The sequence below is a fragment of the Niallia sp. Sow4_A1 genome (assembly GCF_052116745.1).
GTDB lineage: Bacteria > Bacillota > Bacilli > Bacillales > Cytobacillaceae > Niallia > Niallia hominis.
Genome location: NZ_JBQKKM010000033.1, coordinates 41,176 through 57,847, shown reverse-complemented (window position 1 = coordinate 57,847; position 16,672 = coordinate 41,176). Strand labels below are relative to the sequence as shown.

The window sequence follows — 16,672 nt, the reverse complement described above, 5'->3', positions numbered from 1 at the left end:
CGATAGCGAGAAGGTCACACCCGTTCCCATACCGAACACGGAAGTTAAGCTTCTAAAGCGCCGATGGTAGTTGGGGGTTCTCCCCCTGTGAGAGTAGGACGTCGCCAGGCACGAATAAAACAAGCATCTACTTTGGTGGATGCTTGTTTTTTTATAGTTTACTAATTATTAGATAGATTATTCATCCAAAGATTAGGCTTGGCGTCTTTCTTGTAAAATCCGTGCTTTTCCCATTTGATAAACAAAAAATTGATATTTTGGATCACTTGTTTTGGTGTTGACGATTTCTCTCTCGCAGTCCATACATATAAAAGATTGAAAGAGATGAATTCCTTCTAATTTATTATTTTCACATATAAGACATTTTTCCCCTTTAATTGATTGGGTATGATATTTCCCCATTTTTTCTCCACCTCCATAGAAACTATTTTAACCATTTTAGTAATCATTTATACATTGACTCTCAAAGTCTATCAATCACTTATTTACTTCGTTCTAGCAAGTTTAAAGCTAGGCAATGATAAGATAGTCAAAAAAGTGATACTATAAATAGAGAGAAAAAAGAAAAGAGGAGTACTATTGCAAGAAAAAACACCATTATATTCTAAACTCTTACAGTTTCAGTCGGAAAATAATATATCTTTTCATGTGCCAGGCCATAAGAATGGAGAATTGATTTCTTATAATGACGAGGAATGGAGAAGACAATTATGGAAATTTGATGTTACGGAGCTTAATGACCTAGATGATTTACATGCTCCTATGGGCGTTATTGGTGATGCAGAGAAACTATTAACAGATCTTTATGGAGTGAAAAAAAGCTATTTTCTTGTAAATGGAAGTACTGTTGGGAATTTAGCTATGATACTTGCCTCTTTAAAAGAAGGAGATAAAGTATTTGTTCAAAGGAATAGTCATAAATCAGTAATGAATGGAATAAAGCTTGCTAAAGCAAAACCGATTTTTCTAAGTCCCGATTATGAGGAAGAATGGAAGGTGGAAACAGTCCTTTCAGAAAGAACCGTAAAGCAAGCGATTGCTCAATTTCCTGAAGTGAAAACACTTATCCTAACGTCTCCTAATTATTATGGTATGATTGGAAATTTAGAAGAAATCATTCAATTAGCCCATGCTAACGGAATTTGTGTTTTAGTTGATGAAGCCCATGGTGCTCATTTTATAGGAAATGATAAATTTCCACCATCAGCTGTTCAATTGGGGGCTGATCTAGTTGTTCAGTCCGCACATAAAACACTTCCTGCCTTAACCATGGGAGCATACTTACACTATAATACTGATTTTATAGAGGAGCATGAAGTAAAATATTATCTGGAGATATTGCAGTCCAGTAGCCCCTCTTACTTAATCATGGCTTCCTTAGATAAGGCTAGACACTATTTAGCAACATACAGTGAGGAGGATTGGGATTACCTGCAAAATACTATTAGTCTGTTTCGTAGTGAGCTAGCAAAGGTTTCACAGCTAAAAGTGTTAGGTTATCCTTATATAGGGGATCCCTTAAAAATTACTATTCAATCGACAGTAGATAAAACTGGTTTTATTCTTCAAAAACAATTAGAAAAAGAGGGGATTTATACAGAATTAGCTGATTCTAATAATGTACTATTTGTTTTTCCATTGCTAAAAAAAGAAATAGCATTTCCTCTTAATGAGATTATTACTAAAGTAAGAAAGGCATTGTCTGAGAACCTATCTGAGATTCCCTATGAAAGAAAAGTGTCAGCATCTATAAAAAAAGGGCAGGATATAGTAGAATTAAAACTTGGTGAAACAGAGCAAGCTTTACGAAATAAAAGAGAAATATCATTAAATGATGCCCATCATGCTATTTGTGCAGAAACAATTATTCCGTATCCACCAGGAATCCCTATTCTAATGCCTGGTGAGGAAATAACGATGTATCATATCAATCAAATAAAGAACTTATTAAAAGATGGAGCGAGATTCCAAGGAAGCCCATCTATTTATGAAAATAAAATTACAATTTTCGAGAAATGACAGCTTTAGGAGGACAATACGGTGACAAAAGGGCTCTTTATTACATTAGAAGGACCAGAGGGAGCAGGGAAAACAACGATTATTGATATGTTGTTAAACTATTACCAGGAGCAAGAGAAGCAGATTATTAAGACGCGAGAACCAGGTGGAATCCCTATTTCTGAAAAAATTAGAAGTATTATATTAGATCCCAAGCATACTGAAATGGATGCTAGAACAGAAGCTTTACTTTATGCAGCTGCAAGAAGACAGCATTTAGTAGAGAAAGTAATACCAGCTTTAAACAGTGGAGCAATTATTCTATGTGATCGTTTTATTGATAGCTCTTTGGCATATCAGGGGTTTGCTAGAGGAATTGACATGGATGAAATTTGGGAGATTAATCAATTTGCTATTGGAGATGTGATGCCGGAGCTAACGATTTATTTTGATCTTGACCCACGAGTTGGTTTAGCGAGAATTAACACTACTAGTGATAGGGAGATCAATCGTCTAGACTTAGAAAAAATAGAATTTCATGAATTGGTCCAAGAGGGCTATTATAAGGTGATAGAGAAATTTCCAGAAAGAATTGTTAAAGTGGATGCATCTAAGCCTTTAGAGCAGGTATTTCAAGATACGGTAGAGATTATTAATCAATTTCTGAAATAGTATGGGTACCTTTAAACAAAATATTCATGTAAATCTATTACTTCTAAAGAATGAGTGCTGACAATGCGCCTGAGGAATTATTTTTCCTTTCAGCTGTTTGTTTTTGCATTTATTGCTATAATAGGAACAAGTTATAAAATCATTCGGAAACTATAATAAGGGGCGGGATAAAAATGAAATTAATTCTAACAGTCATTCAAGATAAAGATAGCAATAAATTGCTTAATGCACTTGTTGAAAATAATTTTAGAGCGACAAAGCTTGCGAGTACGGGCGGATTTTTGAAATCTGGAAATACCACCTTTATGATAGGAACGGAAGATATACGTGTGGAAAAGGCTTTGCAAATTATTAAAGATAATTGTCAATCAAGAGATCAATTAGTAGCTCCTGTTTCGCCCATGGGAGGGAATGCAGACTCTTACGTTCCTTATCCAGTGGAAGTGGAAGTGGGAGGAGCAACTGTTTTTGTATTACCTGTTGAGCAATTTAAGCAATTTTAAATCATACATCGGTTAGCTTCGAGTTGCCGATGTACTTTCATGCTTAATGGATAATGGTAGTCTATGCTATCCAGTAAGAAGTAGAACGTTCTTCAGGAGGAAGAATATGAAGATAAATAAAGACATTCGAATTAAGCCTGAAGGGACTAAAATAGAAACAAAAGGTAGTCTAGGTGGTTCGAAATTTCAAGGATATGTCCAACAACAAAACGAGAAATTGAAGATCGAACAGCTTCAGACATTAATGAAAAACATTGATGATATTGGTAACAGGTTGGGGAGATCTCAAAATCTAAAGGATTTGACTAAGTATAAATCCCTTGTAAAACAGTTTGTAAAGGAAGCTGTTGAATATGGGATGGAAGTGAAAAAAGATAATTCTTGGGATCAGTTTGGTCAGGGTAGAGATTTAAGTATTATACATGTCATAGATGATAAATTAGTTGAACTGACAGAAGAAGTAATAGCAAAAGAGAAAAACAGTTTAAATATTTTGGATAAAATTGGTGAAATCAAAGGTTTGCTGATTAATATATATACGTAATGGAGTGATTGTCTTGACAAGAACATGGGAACAGCTTGAACAGACACAGCCCATTGTTTTAAAGATGCTGAAAAACAGCTTAAAAAAAGAACGACTAGCACATGCTTACCTTTTTGAGGGAATGAAAGGTACGGGGAAAAGGGAAATAAGTCTTGTTCTCACAAAGAGTATTTTATGTGAAAATAGTATAAAAGGATATGTTCCATGTGAAACATGTTCTAATTGCAAGAGGATAAATAATGGAAATCATCCAGACGTTCACTTGCTTGAACCAGATGGATTATCAATAAAAAAACATCAGATACAAAGCCTGCAAGAAGAATTTTCAAAAACTGGGGTGGAGTCAAATCAAAAGGTTTACATTCTTGTTCACGCAGATAAAATGACCACCAATGCAGCTAATAGTTTGTTGAAATTTTTGGAAGAACCTAATGCAGAAACAACTGCCATTCTATTAACGGAACAAATTCAGCAAATATTGCCGACTATTTTATCTCGATGCCAAACACTTTCCTTTAAACCATTATCCCCAAATGAAATGGCAAAAGAACTAGTAAGAAATGGAATTAAACCAAATGAAGCCCCTTTGCTTGCGGAGATTACCAATAGTTTTGAAGAAGCATTGACTCTAAGTACAGATGAATGGTTTGTACAAGCACAAAAAATAGTGGTAAAATTATATGAGGTTCTGAATAGAACCCCATTAGAAGCATTAGTGGCTCTTCAAAGAGACTGGTTTTCACATTTTAAAGAAAAAGATCAGTTTGATAGAGGGCTCGATTTATTATTGCTACTATATAAAGATTTATTATATATACAGCTTGGCAAGCACGATCAGATTGTATACGTTGGCGAGAAAGAACGTCTAGAGGCATATGCCTTAAGAACTTCTAATAGGCGCTTAACGGAACAAATGACAGCTATTTTTGAAGCAAAGCGAAAGCTGCAAGGGAATATGAATCCACAGTTATTGATGGAGCAGCTGGTGCTAAAGCTGCAGGAGGGATCTTCAGTTGTATGATGTCGTAGGAATCCGCTTTAAAAAAGCTGGAAAAATATATTATTTTGATCCAAATGAATTAATTATCCAAAAGGGAGACTTTGTCATCGTTGAAACTGTTCGGGGTGTAGAATTCGGGAGAGTAGTAATTGGCCCGAAAAAAGTAGATGAAAATGACGTTGTTTTACCTTTAAAGAAAGTATTAAGAATTGCGGATCAGAAAGATCAAATGATTGTAGAGGAAAATAAATTCGCAGCCAAAGAAGCATATGATGTTTGCTGTGAGAAAGTGACGCTACATGAATTAGAGATGAAATTGGTTGATGTAGAATATACATTTGACCGTAATAAAATCATTTTTTATTTTACCGCAGATGGTCGAGTAGATTTTAGGGAATTAGTAAAAGATTTAGCATCCATTTTTAGAACTAGAATTGAGCTTCGTCAGATTGGGGTTAGAGATGAGGCGAAAATGTTAGGTGGCATTGGTCCTTGTGGAAGGATGCTTTGCTGTTCAACTTTCTTAGGGGATTTTGAACCAGTATCTATTAAGATGGCAAAAGATCAAAACCTTTCCTTAAATCCAACAAAAATTTCTGGATTATGTGGACGATTAATGTGTTGTTTAAAATATGAAAATGATGATTATGAAGCTGCAAAAGAACTTTTACCTGACTTAGGTGACTGGATTAATACACCGGATGGAAAGGGAAAAGTTGTTGGTTTAAATATTTTAGAACGTGTACTCCAAGTGGAAATTTCTGAACAAGAACGAGTGCTTGAATATACATTAGATGAAATACTGCAAGAAGATGCTGTTTCAGTTCAATCCACAGATTAATGAGGTGGAAGAGTGGATAAAAAAGAAGTTTTTGAATCAGTAATAAATATGGAAAGTCAAATTGGTAATTTATATAAGCAATTAGGTGATCTTAAACAGCATGTAGCTGAACTTATTGAAGAAAATAATAGGTTGAAGCTAGAAAATGAGAATCTAAGGAAGCATTTAGAGGATATACCAAGAGAGAAAGAATCAAGACAGGATAATCAGAAAAAAAGAAACGCAAAACAAAGTAAGATGATAGAGGAAAAAAACATTGATATAGGGGAAGGATATGATAACCTCGCAAGATTGTATCAAGAAGGTTTCCATATTTGTAATCTTCATTTTGGGAGTCCCCGAAAAGATGGTGATTGTCTATTTTGTTTGTCGTTTCTTAATAAAAAATAAGGATGTCTCAAAGAAAATAATCCCAGTGAAAATAAGCAATACAACCAATTGTATTGGATGGGATGACTCTTTCTTCTTGAGACATCTCTTTTTCTATGTAGGTAATAAATAAATGGAGGTTAAAGGTAGTGGTACCATTAATTGGAGATGAAAGATTAGATTATTTATTGGATGAACGTTTAAGGATTATCCAAAGTCCATCCGTATTTTCATTCTCGTTAGATGCAGTATTATTAGCTGATTTTGTAGGTATTCCCTTAAAAAAAGGGAAGATAGTCGATTTATGTAGTGGCAATGGGGTTATTCCACTTTTTTTATCACTTCGTACACAGGGAGAAATCATAGGAGTCGAGATACAGGAACGATTATATGATATGGCGAATCGAAGTATACAGTATAATCAGTTAGAAGAGAAAATTAAAATGATTCATGGTGATATTAAGAATGCCCCTAGCTTCCTTGGATCGGAGAAGTATGATGCAGTTACGTGTAATCCCCCTTACTTTAAGAAGACTAATTCTATAGAAGAGATTAATATAAATGAGCATCTTGCTATTGCGAGGCATGAACTCCTCTGTACGTTGGAGGACTCCATTAGTGTAGCTAGCCAATTAGTTAAACAAGGTGGAAAAGTGGCTTTTGTCCATAGACCAGGAAGATTATTAGATATCATTACATTAATGCGAGCAAATCGATTGGAGCCAAAGCGTATACGATTCGTTTATCCAAAAGCAGGGAAGGAAGCGAATATTTTGCTAGTCGAAGCGATAAAAGATGGCAAACCGGACTTAAAAGTTTTACCTCCGTTATTTGTTTATAAAGATGGCAACAATTATACAGAGGAAATGAGTAAAATTTTATATGGAAAGTAAGAAGCATTATTTTTATGTACTAATTTGTAATGATGGAAGCTATTATGCAGGCTATACAAATGATCTTCAAAAGCGTTTGAATACACATAATGCCGGAAAAGGGGCAAAATATACTAGAGGGCGTTTGCCAGTAGCGATTATTTATCAGGAGGAATTCCAAACAAAACAGGAAGCCATGCAACAAGAGTATGCCTTTAAACAATTAGGGAGAAAGAAAAAAGAGCAGTTTCTAAAGAAGGAGCTTGGTGAAGGAAATGAAGCAACAAAAAAGCTATAAAGAAAAAAGAGGATCTCTGTATCTAGTCCCTACTCCTATTGGGAATTTAGAAGATATGAGTTTTCGTGCAATCAGGATTCTGAAAGAGGCAGATGTTATTGCTGCCGAAGATACACGTAATACAAAAAAGCTTTGTAACTATTTTGAAATCACTACACCTGTGGTTAGTTATCATGAGCATAATAAAGAGACGAGTGGCCAGAAGCTAATACAAGCTTTAAAAGAAGAAAAAGTTATTGCCTTAGTAAGTGATGCAGGGATGCCAACTATTGCAGATCCAGGATATGAACTAGTTATAGATGCGATTGCTCAAGAAATTCCAGTTATTCCACTTCCAGGAGCCAATGCGGCATTAACAGCACTTATTGCTTCAGGTCTTCCGACACATCCCTTTTATTTTTATGGATTTCTTAATCGACAAAAAAAGGAGAAGAAAAAAGAATTACTTTTCCTTAAGACTATTCCAGGTACGATTCTTTTATATGAATCTCCACACCGTTTAAAAGAAACATTAACTTTAATAATGGATATACTTGGTAATAGAAAGATCACTTTATGCAGAGAATTGACCAAGCTATATGAAGAATTTATTCGTGGTACAGTAGAGGAAGCAATTGCATGGTCGCAATCAGAAGAAATTAGAGGAGAATTTTGTTTAGTAATTGAGCAGGGTGAATTCCAAAAAGAAGAAGAAAATAATTGGTGGGACGAATTGACCGTTGTACAACAAGTGAATCATTATGTTCAAAAAGAAGGAATTACAGTAAAAGAAGCAATTAAAAAGACAGCATTAGATAGAGGAATGCAAAAAAGAGACGTCTACCAAGAATATCATATTGAATAAGAAAAGAGCTGCCGTCATAAAAGTGAACATAAAATAACATGGTGTTCACCTTTAATAAGGCAGCCCTTTGTTTATAAAAAAGAATGAATAGGTTCTAGTTACTTCAAGGAGCTTCTAATCCAATAAAAAGATGGATGGATAAATACTAGTTGAAAAAGTACCTACACATTTCTTATTTTATTCTTATTTAGAAACTTCAAAGTTACTTTTAATTTCTTGGATTAATTGCTCTGCACCTTCACGGCTAAGGATTAATTTACCGCCAGCTAAAGAAAGGTTGTCATCTGAAACTTCTCCAGTAACTTGGCAAGTCATGTTTGGCTTATATTTTTTTAAGATGATTTTTTCATCATCTACATAAATTTCTAGAGCATCTTTTTCAGCAATACCTAATGTACGTCTTAATTCGATTGGAATAACTACACGACCTAATTCATCAACTTTACGAACAATACCTGTAGATTTCATTTATTTTCTCCTCCCAAAAAGTGAATATTTATATTTTTTTCGCTAATTTTCGACAAATTTCTTTGTATGTCATTATAATACCAGCCATTCCCATAAACGTCAATTATTTATTTTCAAATTATTGTATTTTAAAAAGCCTTGTTATATTAGGCTTTTGCGAGAAGTAGTCAGATACTTACCTAGTTAGTGGGATAAATTAGTATATTTTAATAGTATTATTTATGTTCTTTTTTCGACAAAAACCAACATTTTTATTTCTTTTCCAACAGGCTTTAAAATGTCTGTTGCATAAACTAGTAATTTTAGGTATATTTTGATGGGATAAAAGGAAAAAATGGCAATGATTATGCGGTTTATACGAATGTTCTTATACTTTTTTGTTTCGCTAAAAAAGAAGAATGGTTACAATAGTAATATCGGTTATTTTTATTTTACTAAAGGTACATATGTATACATATATATAGGAGGGAACTAAGTGAAGGATCAAGAAAAATCTTTTTATATTACTACGCCAATTTATTATCCAAGTGGTAATTTACATATTGGACATGCTTACACAACAGTTGCTGGAGATGCAATGGCTCGTTATAAAAGAATGCGAGGCTATGAAGTTCGTTATTTAACCGGAACGGATGAACATGGACAAAAAATCCAACGAAAAGCAGAAGAAGCAGGAATTACGCCTATTCAATATGTAGATGAAATTGTTGCAGGAATTAAAGAACTATGGGGTAAACTGGATATTTCTTACGATGATTTTATTCGTACTACAGAAAAAAGACATACAGATATTGTGGAAAAAATGTTTAAGAAGCTAGTGGATCAAGGAGATATTTATTTAGACGAGTATCAAGGCTGGTATTCTGTTTCTGATGAAACATATTATACAGAGCTTCAACTAGTTGATCCTATCCATGATGAAAATGGAAAAGTAATTGGAGGTAAAAGCCCTGATAGTGGTCATGCTGTTGAATTAGTGAAAGAAGAATCTTATTTCTTTAGAATGGGAAAATATGCTGATCGTTTATTAGCGTTTTATGAGGAAAATCCAGCATTTATTCAACCAGAATCTCGTAAGAATGAGATGATTAATAACTTTATTAAACCTGGATTAGAAGACTTGGCTGTTTCAAGAACTACATTTGATTGGGGAATTAAAGTTCCAGGAGATCCGAAGCATGTTGTTTATGTGTGGATTGATGCACTTTCCAATTATATTACCGCACTAGGATATGGTTCTGATGATGAGACATTATATAAGAAGTTCTGGCCAGCAAATGTCCATTTAGTAGGGAAAGAAATTGTACGTTTCCATACAATTTATTGGCCAATTATGTTAATGGCATTAGACCTTCCATTGCCGAAGAAGGTTTTTGCACATGGTTGGATCCTTATGAAGGATGGCAAAATGTCTAAATCAAAGGGCAATGTGGTTAATCCTGTTACATTAATTGATCGTTATGGTTTAGATGCCCTTCGTTATTATTTACTAAGAGAAGTTCCGTTTGGTTCTGATGGTGTATTTACTCCTGAAGCATTTGTAGAAAGAGTGAATTTTGACTTAGCCAATGATTTAGGTAATTTATTAAATCGTACAGTGGCGATGATTAATAAGTACTTTAATGGAGAAATACCTACTTATAAAAATTCGGAAGGACCGTTTGAACAATCTCTTGTTGCGGCACATAGAGAAACAGTGGAAAAATATGCAGAGCATATGGATAATATGGAGTTCTCTGTTGTATTAACAACATTATGGCAATTAATTAGCAGAAATAATAAATATATTGATGAAACACAACCATGGGTGTTGGCAAAAGAAGAAAGAACAGAAGAATTAGCAATTGTTATGAACCATTTAGCGGAATCTTTAAGAAGAATCGCTATTTTACTAAAACCTTTCTTAACAAGAACTCCTGACAAGATTTTTAAACAATTAAATATACAGGACGTTTCTTTGCACACTTGGGATAGCCTAGAACGTTTTGGGGTCATACCTGCAGGTACTATAGTTGAGAAGGGAGATCCTATTTTCCCTAGGTTAGATATCCAAGAAGAGGTGGAATTTATCAAGGAAGAGATGAAGGGACCTCAAAAGGAAGAAGAGAAGAAACCAGAAGTCCAAGAAGTTCCAGAAGTAGATGAAATCACGATAGATGACTTTATGAAAGTGGACTTACGTGTTGCACAAGTTCTTGAAGCAGAACCAGTGAAAAAAGCAGACAAGTTATTGAAGCTACAATTAGATTTAGGTTATGAGAAACGACAAGTAGTTTCTGGTATTGCTAAATATTATTCTCCAGAAGACTTAGTTGGACGAAAAGTTATTTGTGTAACAAATTTAAAACCGGTTAAATTAAGAGGAGAGCTTTCACAAGGTATGATTTTAGCTGGAAGTCATGATGGTGAACTGTCTCTTGCGACAATTGCAGAAGCTTTACCATTGGGTTCAAAAGTAAAATAAAAACAAATCAATGAAAAAACATGGAGATGTTCCTAAAGAGGAATCGCCTTTCTTAAAAAGGTGAGGAAAACAATGGGTTAAACATCTCTATGTTTTTTCTTCTTACAGTATGAAAAAAAGAGGAATCAACATAAGCAATAAGCGATTGTAAGTATATCTAACAAAAGATGGAGGGAAGATTTTCATGTTATTTGATACCCATACACATATTAACGCAGATGAGTTTCAAGAGGATTTAGAAGAAGTTATAGAACGGGCAATGGATGCTGGGATGGAAAAGATGGTAGTTGTTGGATTTGATAGACCTACCATCACAAGAGCGATGGAGCTTATTGAGCAATATGAATTTGTTTATGCAAGTATAGGATGGCACCCAGTAGATGCAATTGATATGAAAGAAGAAGACTTAGTTTGGATTGAAGAGTTAGCTAAGCATCCAAAAGTAATTGCAATTGGAGAAATGGGATTAGATTATCATTGGGATAAATCGCCAAAGGAAATTCAAAAAGAGGTATTCAGAAAACAAATTCAACTAGCAAAAAAAGTAAAACTTCCAATAATTATTCATAATCGTGAAGCAACAGCTGATATTGTAGAAATTTTAAAAGAGGAAGATGCGAAAGAAGTTGGAGGGATTATGCACTGTTATGGTGGGAGTGTAGAAACTGCACTAGAATGCATAAATATGAATTTCTATATCTCACTAGGTGGAACGGTGACTTTCAAAAATGCCCGGAAACCAAAAGAGGTTGCAGAAGCAGTTTCACTAGATCATTTATTAATTGAAACAGACTGTCCATATTTAGCGCCGACACCGTTTAGGGGTAAAAGAAATGAACCGAGTTATGTAAAATTAGTGGCAGAGGAAATTGCTGCGATTAAAGGGATTTCTTATGAAGAGGTGGCTAGAAAAACAACAGAAAATGCAAAAAAATTATTCGGCATAAACTGATAAAGATTTTTGTCGAATAACGAAAAAGTTTGTCTGAAATTCACCTTATTTTTAATCATTCTACATCGCTTTCTTTTCTCATAGACTAATTATGTCGAGATTTCTTTCTTTCCTTTCGCTTGTTTTTTTTGCATAATAAGAAATACGTTCAAAGATTCTTAAGGGTTGACAGCAGACATGATACTCTATATAATCACTCCGAGAGAAAAGGAGGCGTTTTTCATCGTAATCCAAAACATGAAAAACCTGTTTTCGAAATCTTTGAGCAGGAAAAAGGTGTCCATCTTTTTAGCTAGTTTCATCGTTTTTGCAAGTAGCTTAGGCTTTATAATTTATGAAACTACTAAAAATACTGTGGCGCTGACGCTAAATGGTAAAGAACAAATCATCGAGACGCACTCATCTACTATAAAACAAATATTTGATGACTTGGACATTGCTATTGGCTCAAAAGATTATGTGTTTCCCTCGTTAAACACAAAGGTTACAGATAACCTTGAAGTTGTCTGGAAGAAAGCTAAACAGGTTGAATTGCAAAAAGACGACGAGAAGAAAACGGTTTGGACAACAGTAGATACTGTTAAGGAGTTTTTAGAAGAACAAAAAATTTCTTTGAACGAGCATGATCAGATCAATCAGAAAGAAACTAACGCTATAGAACATAATATGGAAGTTGTCGTACATACAGCATTTCCAGTCACACTAGTAGACGCAGGAAAGAAAAAACAAGTATGGTCCACTTCGACTACGGTCGCTGACTTTTTAACACAACATGAGATATCACTTGCAAAATTAGACCGAGTTGAACCAGATCTAAAAGAAAAAGTGAAAGAGGAAACTGTTGTAAATATAAAAAGAATAGAAAAGGTCACCGATGTAGTGGAACAACCGATTAACTTTGCCGTTATTACCCAAAAGGACGATAATCTTCCGGCAGGTACTGAGAAGATACTGAAAAAGGGCACAGAAGGATTAGTCTCTAAAAAGTATGAAGTTACCAAGGAAAATGGCAAAGAGATTTCCCGGAAATTACTCAGTGAAACAACAGTGAAAGAAAAGCAGGACAAAATTGTATCTGTTGGAACAAAAGGCGATGTCATACAACTAGCATCCCGAGGAGAAGAAAGCGGGAAAGAAGTGTACGTCAATTCAACAGCATATACTGCTAGTTGTAATGGATGTTCTGGCCGAACGGCTACTGGAATTGATCTGAAAGCTAATCCAAATGCAAAAGTAATTGCTGTCGACCCAAGTTTTATCCCATTAGGAACAAAGGTTTATGTTGAAGGCTATGGCTATGCTGTTGCAGGTGATACAGGTGGAAGCGTGAAAGGACAGAAAATCGATGTTTTCTTTTCTTCAAAAGCAGAAGCTTACCGTTGGGGTAACAGGCAAGTTATGATAAAAATAATTAATTAGCAATCAATAAATCTAGACACTTTATTACCTATTTAAAGGATAAAATGATAGCTAATCTGGCAGAGGAATCAATTCCTCTGTCTTTTTCTTTGCTTTTGTTCACATTTTCTCACATAATAACTAGTCACAACAAATCGCCGTTTGTTAAAACATAAATATTAGCTATAATGATAGTGATTATAAATATTTCTCTCTCTGTATATATAGACGTTTCATGTTACAATTATGTTTCATTTTTTTTTCAAATTTTATAAATTATTTTTTTGGAGGTTCCATGAAGATTAAAGAAATAATAGTAGTGGAAGGACGCGATGACACAACTGCTATTAAACGAGCAGTTGATGCAGATACTATTGAAACAAACGGTTCAGCAATTAATCAAGAAACATTGGTTAAAATAAAGCTAGCACAAAAAACAAGAGGGGTTATTGTGTTAACCGACCCAGACTATCCTGGTCAAAAGATTCGTCATACGATTGAAAAACATATTCCTGATTGTAAACATGCTTTTATACCAAAGGAGCTTGCAATCCATAAGCATGGTAAAGGTGTTGGGGTGGAACATGCATCAATAGAGGCAATTAGAGAAGCTTTAAAAGATGCTCATCCTATGCAGGAATCGATAACGGAGGAAATTACAAAAGAAGACTTAATAGATGCAGGATTGATTGGTGGTGCAGATTCTAAGGAGCGTAGAGAGCAGTTGGGAAAGCTGCTTAAAATTGGGTATACAAATGGGAAACAGCTTTATAAGAGATTACTGATGTTTCATATTACTAAGGAAGAGTTCGCACAAGCCATGAAGGAAATGCGTCAGGAGGGTAAGGATGTATAAAGATATCGCAACACCAGCAAGAACGAGAGCAATTCTAGATAAGTATGGTTTTTCTTTTAAGAAAAGCTTAGGGCAAAATTTTTTAATTGACACAAACATTTTGAGAAATATTGTAAATCATGCAGAGTTAACAGAAGAATCGGGTGCAATAGAGGTTGGTCCGGGAATTGGGGCATTAACAGAACAGCTTGCTAAGCGAAGTAAAAAGGTTGTTGCATATGAAATCGATCAACGCTTGCTGCCAATTTTAAACGAAACGCTTGAGCCTTATCCACATGCGAAGATTATTCACCAGGACATTTTAAAAGTAAACGTAAAGGAAATGTTAGAAACAGAGTTTAATGATATTCGGGATATTATGCTCGTTGCTAATTTGCCTTATTATGTAACAACACCAATCATTATGAAGATTTTGGAAGAGAAACTTCCTTTAAGAGGCATTGTTGTCATGCTGCAAAAAGAGGTAGCAGAGCGAATATCTGCTAAACCAGGAACGAAGGAATATGGATCTCTTTCAATTGCTATTCAGTACTATACTAAACCAGAAGTAGTGATGATTGTTCCGAAGACAGTCTTTGTTCCTCAACCAAATGTAGATTCTGCTGTAATTCGTTTAACTATTCGAAAAACACCATCTGTTTCGGTAAAAAATGAAGACTTTTTCTTTCAAATAACAAGAGCAAGCTTTGCTCAAAGGAGAAAAACGATTTTAAACAATCTCTCTAGCCAGCTAGAGGGCGGAAAAGAAAAGAAGGGTGAAATAATCGCTGCGCTTGAACAAGCGGGGATTGAGCCTTCTAGACGCGGAGAATCATTGTCTATCGAAGAGTTTGCAAAGTTAAGTGATTTTCTTTATGAAATATTTACTAAATAATGAGTAGAAATAGATGTACAGATGATTTTCTTTTCCCTAAAAGAATGACTGGGGAGAGAAGCTTTCTGTTCATCTTTTTTTGTTGTTGATGAAAATAGCCTTTTATGTTTTCGTTCTTCTCTTTTGAATTGCTCACAACTTTCTAGACATATGCATAATTTATCAGAGATAGATTTTGAATACTAATAACCACTCAGAAACGTGTTTGGGTTAATTGGAGTGACGACAGTGGCTGTAAACATCATGGATATCGTCGGAAGAGAATCATATCAATGCGATATGTTATTTCGAATAATTGATATGAAAGAGGTAAATGGTCAAAAAATCGCTATTCTTTATGGGGAGGATTTTCGTCTTATTGCAGATGCTCCATATGAGGATTTAGTGTTAATTAATCAACCGATGCAACGGAAAATTTCACAAAAGGTCCAGTTGATGGAGGAGCAATCTCTCCAATTATTTCGACAAGATGTGAATCTCTTAAGAAGAAAACAGGAGTATCAAGTAACAGAGGCATACAGCAAACCTTCCAACTATTTTCAACTACCAGGCAAAGTGCTGCATATTGATGGCGATCCTAATTATTTAAAGAAATGTTTAACTTTATATGAAAAAATTGGAATCCCTGTAAATGGAGTTCATTGCCATGAAAAAGAGATGCCCAGTAAAATAAGCAGTCTTTTGGATTATTATCGTCCAGATATCCTTGTTATAACAGGGCATGATGCCTATTCTAAGGCGTTAGGGGAGAAAAACGATATTAATGCATACCGACATTCAAAATACTTTGTACAGACCGTCAGAGAAGCGAGAAAGAAACTTCCTAATTTAGATCAATTAGTTATTTTTGCTGGTGCTTGTCAATCTCACTTTGAGTCCCTTATCTATGCAGGTGCTAATTTCGCAAGCTCTCCTTCGAGGGTAAATATTCATGCACTTGATCCGGTTTATATTGTTGCAAAGATTAGTTTTACGCCATTTATGGAACGAGTAAATGTTTGGGATGTATTAAGGAATACCTTAACTGGCGAAAAAGGGTTAGGTGGAATAGAAACCAAAGGAGTTCTTCGAACAGGTATGCCATATCATACGAATCAATCAGAAGAAGGGTAAATAAATGGAACACACAGGATGATAATAGCTTAAGCAAGCATAGCAGGACTGCTTAAGCTATCCATCCTGTGTGTTTCTTTGTTGATTCAGTTAAGATTATCATGCATCCTTTTTCCAGCAGTTTAAAAAAATCAAATTTTTCTACATATTTATCTTTACGTCGTGCATACTAATCTTTGTTGAAAAATTGGAGAAAAATAAGAATAAAAAATATTGACAACTTCCAAAAAAGACTGTTATAATTCATGTTTTTATTTGACTCTGTTATGTCAGTGTGATATACTTTACACAGTGAGGTGGACCGAATGGCAAAAACATTATCAGATATAAAAAAGGCTCTTGATTCAAATTTAGGAAAAAGGCTTATGCTGAAGGCAAATGGCGGTCGTCGTAAGACAATTGAGCGTTCTGGCGTGTTGGCAGAGACTTATCCATCTGTGTTTGTAGTGGAGTTAGATCAGGATGAAAATGCATTTGAACGTGTATCATACAGCTATGCAGATGTTTTAACAGAAACGGTTCAAATTACCTTCTTTGAGGATACATCAGGACAAGTTGCTTTAAGCTAACTATATATTGCTTGAAAGCATTAAGCGGCAGTAAACG

At 34.7% G+C, this 16,672-nt stretch carries 19 protein-coding genes and 1 rRNA gene; 18 read left to right on the top strand and 2 right to left on the bottom strand.

From position 1 onward, the window contains the following. Positions 1 to 110, top strand: a 5S ribosomal RNA gene (gene rrf / locus ACTQ5K_RS17245); the annotation flags it as partial. Positions 111 to 192: 82 nt separating this feature from the next. Here the strand turns inward: rrf and ACTQ5K_RS17240 are convergent. Continuing rightward, positions 193 to 402: a sigma factor G inhibitor Gin gene (locus ACTQ5K_RS17240; RefSeq protein ID WP_031540302.1), complete on the bottom strand. Its 210-nt coding sequence runs from the start codon at positions 400 to 402 to the stop codon at positions 193 to 195. A 177-nt stretch (positions 403 to 579) separates the two neighbouring features. On the opposite strand from ACTQ5K_RS17240, the gene ACTQ5K_RS17235 reads away from it, so the two are divergent. The 10 genes from ACTQ5K_RS17235 to rsmI all read left to right on the top strand — a co-directional run bounded on the left by ACTQ5K_RS17235 (position 580) and on the right by rsmI (position 7,941). Beyond that, on the top strand, positions 580 to 2,019 hold the full coding sequence (locus tag ACTQ5K_RS17235) for an aminotransferase class I/II-fold pyridoxal phosphate-dependent enzyme (protein ID WP_031540303.1): 1,440 nt from the start codon (positions 580 to 582) through the stop codon (positions 2,017 to 2,019). Between the two features lie 21 nt (positions 2,020 to 2,040). Next, the gene (tmk, locus tag ACTQ5K_RS17230; RefSeq protein WP_031540304.1) at positions 2,041 to 2,670 is read left to right on the top strand and encodes a dTMP kinase; all 630 of its coding nucleotides are present in this window, start codon (positions 2,041 to 2,043) and stop codon (positions 2,668 to 2,670) included. Between the two features lie 173 nt (positions 2,671 to 2,843). Next, positions 2,844 to 3,173 carry a cyclic-di-AMP receptor gene (locus ACTQ5K_RS17225; RefSeq protein ID WP_031537105.1) on the top strand — a complete coding sequence of 110 codons (330 nt, stop codon included), beginning with the start codon at positions 2,844 to 2,846 and terminating at the stop codon, positions 3,171 to 3,173. Between the two features lie 106 nt (positions 3,174 to 3,279). After that, positions 3,280 to 3,717, top strand: coding sequence for a YaaR family protein (locus ACTQ5K_RS17220; RefSeq protein WP_048719094.1), 438 nt, complete (start codon positions 3,280 to 3,282; stop codon positions 3,715 to 3,717). Positions 3,718 to 3,730: 13 nt separating this feature from the next. Next, positions 3,731 to 4,738, top strand: coding sequence for a DNA polymerase III subunit delta' (gene holB, locus ACTQ5K_RS17215; RefSeq protein WP_441994100.1), 1,008 nt, complete (start codon positions 3,731 to 3,733; stop codon positions 4,736 to 4,738). After that, a complete protein-coding gene (locus tag ACTQ5K_RS17210; protein ID WP_031537108.1) occupies positions 4,731 to 5,558 on the top strand; it encodes a PSP1 domain-containing protein in 828 nt (275 codons plus the stop codon). Before holB ends, ACTQ5K_RS17210 begins: the two co-directional genes overlap by 8 nt. A 12-nt stretch (positions 5,559 to 5,570) precedes the next feature. Then, a complete protein-coding gene (gene yabA, locus ACTQ5K_RS17205) occupies positions 5,571 to 5,948 on the top strand; it encodes a DNA replication initiation control protein YabA (protein ID WP_031537109.1) in 378 nt (125 codons plus the stop codon). 128 nt (positions 5,949 to 6,076) lie between these two features. Continuing rightward, positions 6,077 to 6,820 (top strand): tRNA1(Val) (adenine(37)-N6)-methyltransferase, encoded by a 744-nt coding sequence (locus ACTQ5K_RS17200; RefSeq protein WP_031537110.1) that lies wholly within the window; start codon positions 6,077 to 6,079, stop codon positions 6,818 to 6,820. Beyond that, entirely contained in the window at positions 6,810 to 7,097 is a 288-nt protein-coding gene (locus ACTQ5K_RS17195; protein WP_031537111.1) for a GIY-YIG nuclease family protein, read from the top strand. Before ACTQ5K_RS17200 ends, ACTQ5K_RS17195 begins: the two co-directional genes overlap by 11 nt. Next, the gene (gene rsmI, locus ACTQ5K_RS17190; protein WP_031537112.1) at positions 7,075 to 7,941 is read left to right on the top strand and encodes a 16S rRNA (cytidine(1402)-2'-O)-methyltransferase; all 867 of its coding nucleotides are present in this window, start codon (positions 7,075 to 7,077) and stop codon (positions 7,939 to 7,941) included. The genes ACTQ5K_RS17195 and rsmI overlap by 23 nt, the downstream gene beginning before the upstream one ends. A gap of 183 nt (positions 7,942 to 8,124) precedes the next feature. Here rsmI and ACTQ5K_RS17185 read toward each other — a convergent pair whose 3' ends face one another. After that, complete coding sequence (locus tag ACTQ5K_RS17185; protein WP_031537114.1) at positions 8,125 to 8,409, bottom strand: AbrB/MazE/SpoVT family DNA-binding domain-containing protein; 285 nt, start codon at positions 8,407 to 8,409, stop codon at positions 8,125 to 8,127. Between the two features lie 475 nt (positions 8,410 to 8,884). Here ACTQ5K_RS17185 and metG point away from each other — a divergent pair, with 475 nt between their 5' ends. The 7 genes from metG to veg all read left to right on the top strand — a co-directional run bounded on the left by metG (position 8,885) and on the right by veg (position 16,635). Beyond that, entirely contained in the window at positions 8,885 to 10,873 is a 1,989-nt protein-coding gene (gene metG, locus ACTQ5K_RS17180) for a methionine--tRNA ligase (protein WP_031537115.1), read from the top strand. A gap of 184 nt (positions 10,874 to 11,057) precedes the next feature. Continuing rightward, positions 11,058 to 11,825 carry a TatD family hydrolase gene (locus ACTQ5K_RS17175; RefSeq protein ID WP_031537116.1) on the top strand — a complete coding sequence of 256 codons (768 nt, stop codon included), beginning with the start codon at positions 11,058 to 11,060 and terminating at the stop codon, positions 11,823 to 11,825. 237 nt (positions 11,826 to 12,062) lie between these two features. Continuing rightward, a complete protein-coding gene (locus tag ACTQ5K_RS17170; protein WP_031537117.1) occupies positions 12,063 to 13,244 on the top strand; it encodes a G5 and 3D domain-containing protein in 1,182 nt (393 codons plus the stop codon). Positions 13,245 to 13,518: 274 nt separating this feature from the next. Next, positions 13,519 to 14,079: a ribonuclease M5 gene (gene rnmV / locus ACTQ5K_RS17165; RefSeq protein ID WP_235251654.1), complete on the top strand. Its 561-nt coding sequence runs from the start codon at positions 13,519 to 13,521 to the stop codon at positions 14,077 to 14,079. After that, positions 14,072 to 14,953, top strand: a complete 882-nt coding sequence (rsmA, locus tag ACTQ5K_RS17160) for a 16S rRNA (adenine(1518)-N(6)/adenine(1519)-N(6))-dimethyltransferase RsmA (RefSeq protein ID WP_251629300.1) — start codon at positions 14,072 to 14,074, stop codon at positions 14,951 to 14,953. The genes rnmV and rsmA overlap by 8 nt, the downstream gene beginning before the upstream one ends. 228 nt (positions 14,954 to 15,181) lie before the next feature. Beyond that, the gene (yabG, locus tag ACTQ5K_RS17155) at positions 15,182 to 16,066 is read left to right on the top strand and encodes a sporulation peptidase YabG (RefSeq protein WP_109768914.1); all 885 of its coding nucleotides are present in this window, start codon (positions 15,182 to 15,184) and stop codon (positions 16,064 to 16,066) included. Between the two features lie 305 nt (positions 16,067 to 16,371). After that, positions 16,372 to 16,635, top strand: a complete 264-nt coding sequence (gene veg / locus ACTQ5K_RS17150) for a biofilm formation stimulator Veg (RefSeq protein ID WP_031537121.1) — start codon at positions 16,372 to 16,374, stop codon at positions 16,633 to 16,635. Positions 16,636 to 16,672: the final 37 nt, after the last annotated feature.

What these genes read in the sequence shown, in the direction of transcription:
- ACTQ5K_RS17225 (WP_031537105.1), top strand. Translation starts at nt 2,844, where the DNA reads ATGAAATTAATTCTAACAGTCATTCAAGATAAAGATAGCAATAAATTG.
- rsmI (WP_031537112.1), top strand. Translation starts at nt 7,075, where the DNA reads ATGAAGCAACAAAAAAGCTATAAAGAAAAAAGAGGATCTCTGTATCTA.
- ACTQ5K_RS17185 (WP_031537114.1), bottom strand. Translation starts at nt 8,409, where the DNA reads ATGAAATCTACAGGTATTGTTCGTAAAGTTGATGAATTAGGTCGTGTA.
- ACTQ5K_RS17240 (WP_031540302.1), bottom strand. Translation starts at nt 402, where the DNA reads ATGGGGAAATATCATACCCAATCAATTAAAGGGGAAAAATGTCTTATA.
- veg (WP_031537121.1), top strand. Translation starts at nt 16,372, where the DNA reads ATGGCAAAAACATTATCAGATATAAAAAAGGCTCTTGATTCAAATTTA.
- ACTQ5K_RS17220 (WP_048719094.1), top strand. Translation starts at nt 3,280, where the DNA reads ATGAAGATAAATAAAGACATTCGAATTAAGCCTGAAGGGACTAAAATA.
- rnmV (WP_235251654.1), top strand. Translation starts at nt 13,519, where the DNA reads ATGAAGATTAAAGAAATAATAGTAGTGGAAGGACGCGATGACACAACT.
- rsmA (WP_251629300.1), top strand. Translation starts at nt 14,072, where the DNA reads ATGTATAAAGATATCGCAACACCAGCAAGAACGAGAGCAATTCTAGAT.
- ACTQ5K_RS17170 (WP_031537117.1), top strand. Translation starts at nt 12,063, where the DNA reads ATGAAAAACCTGTTTTCGAAATCTTTGAGCAGGAAAAAGGTGTCCATC.
- ACTQ5K_RS17195 (WP_031537111.1), top strand. Translation starts at nt 6,810, where the DNA reads ATGGAAAGTAAGAAGCATTATTTTTATGTACTAATTTGTAATGATGGA.
- ACTQ5K_RS17175 (WP_031537116.1), top strand. Translation starts at nt 11,058, where the DNA reads ATGTTATTTGATACCCATACACATATTAACGCAGATGAGTTTCAAGAG.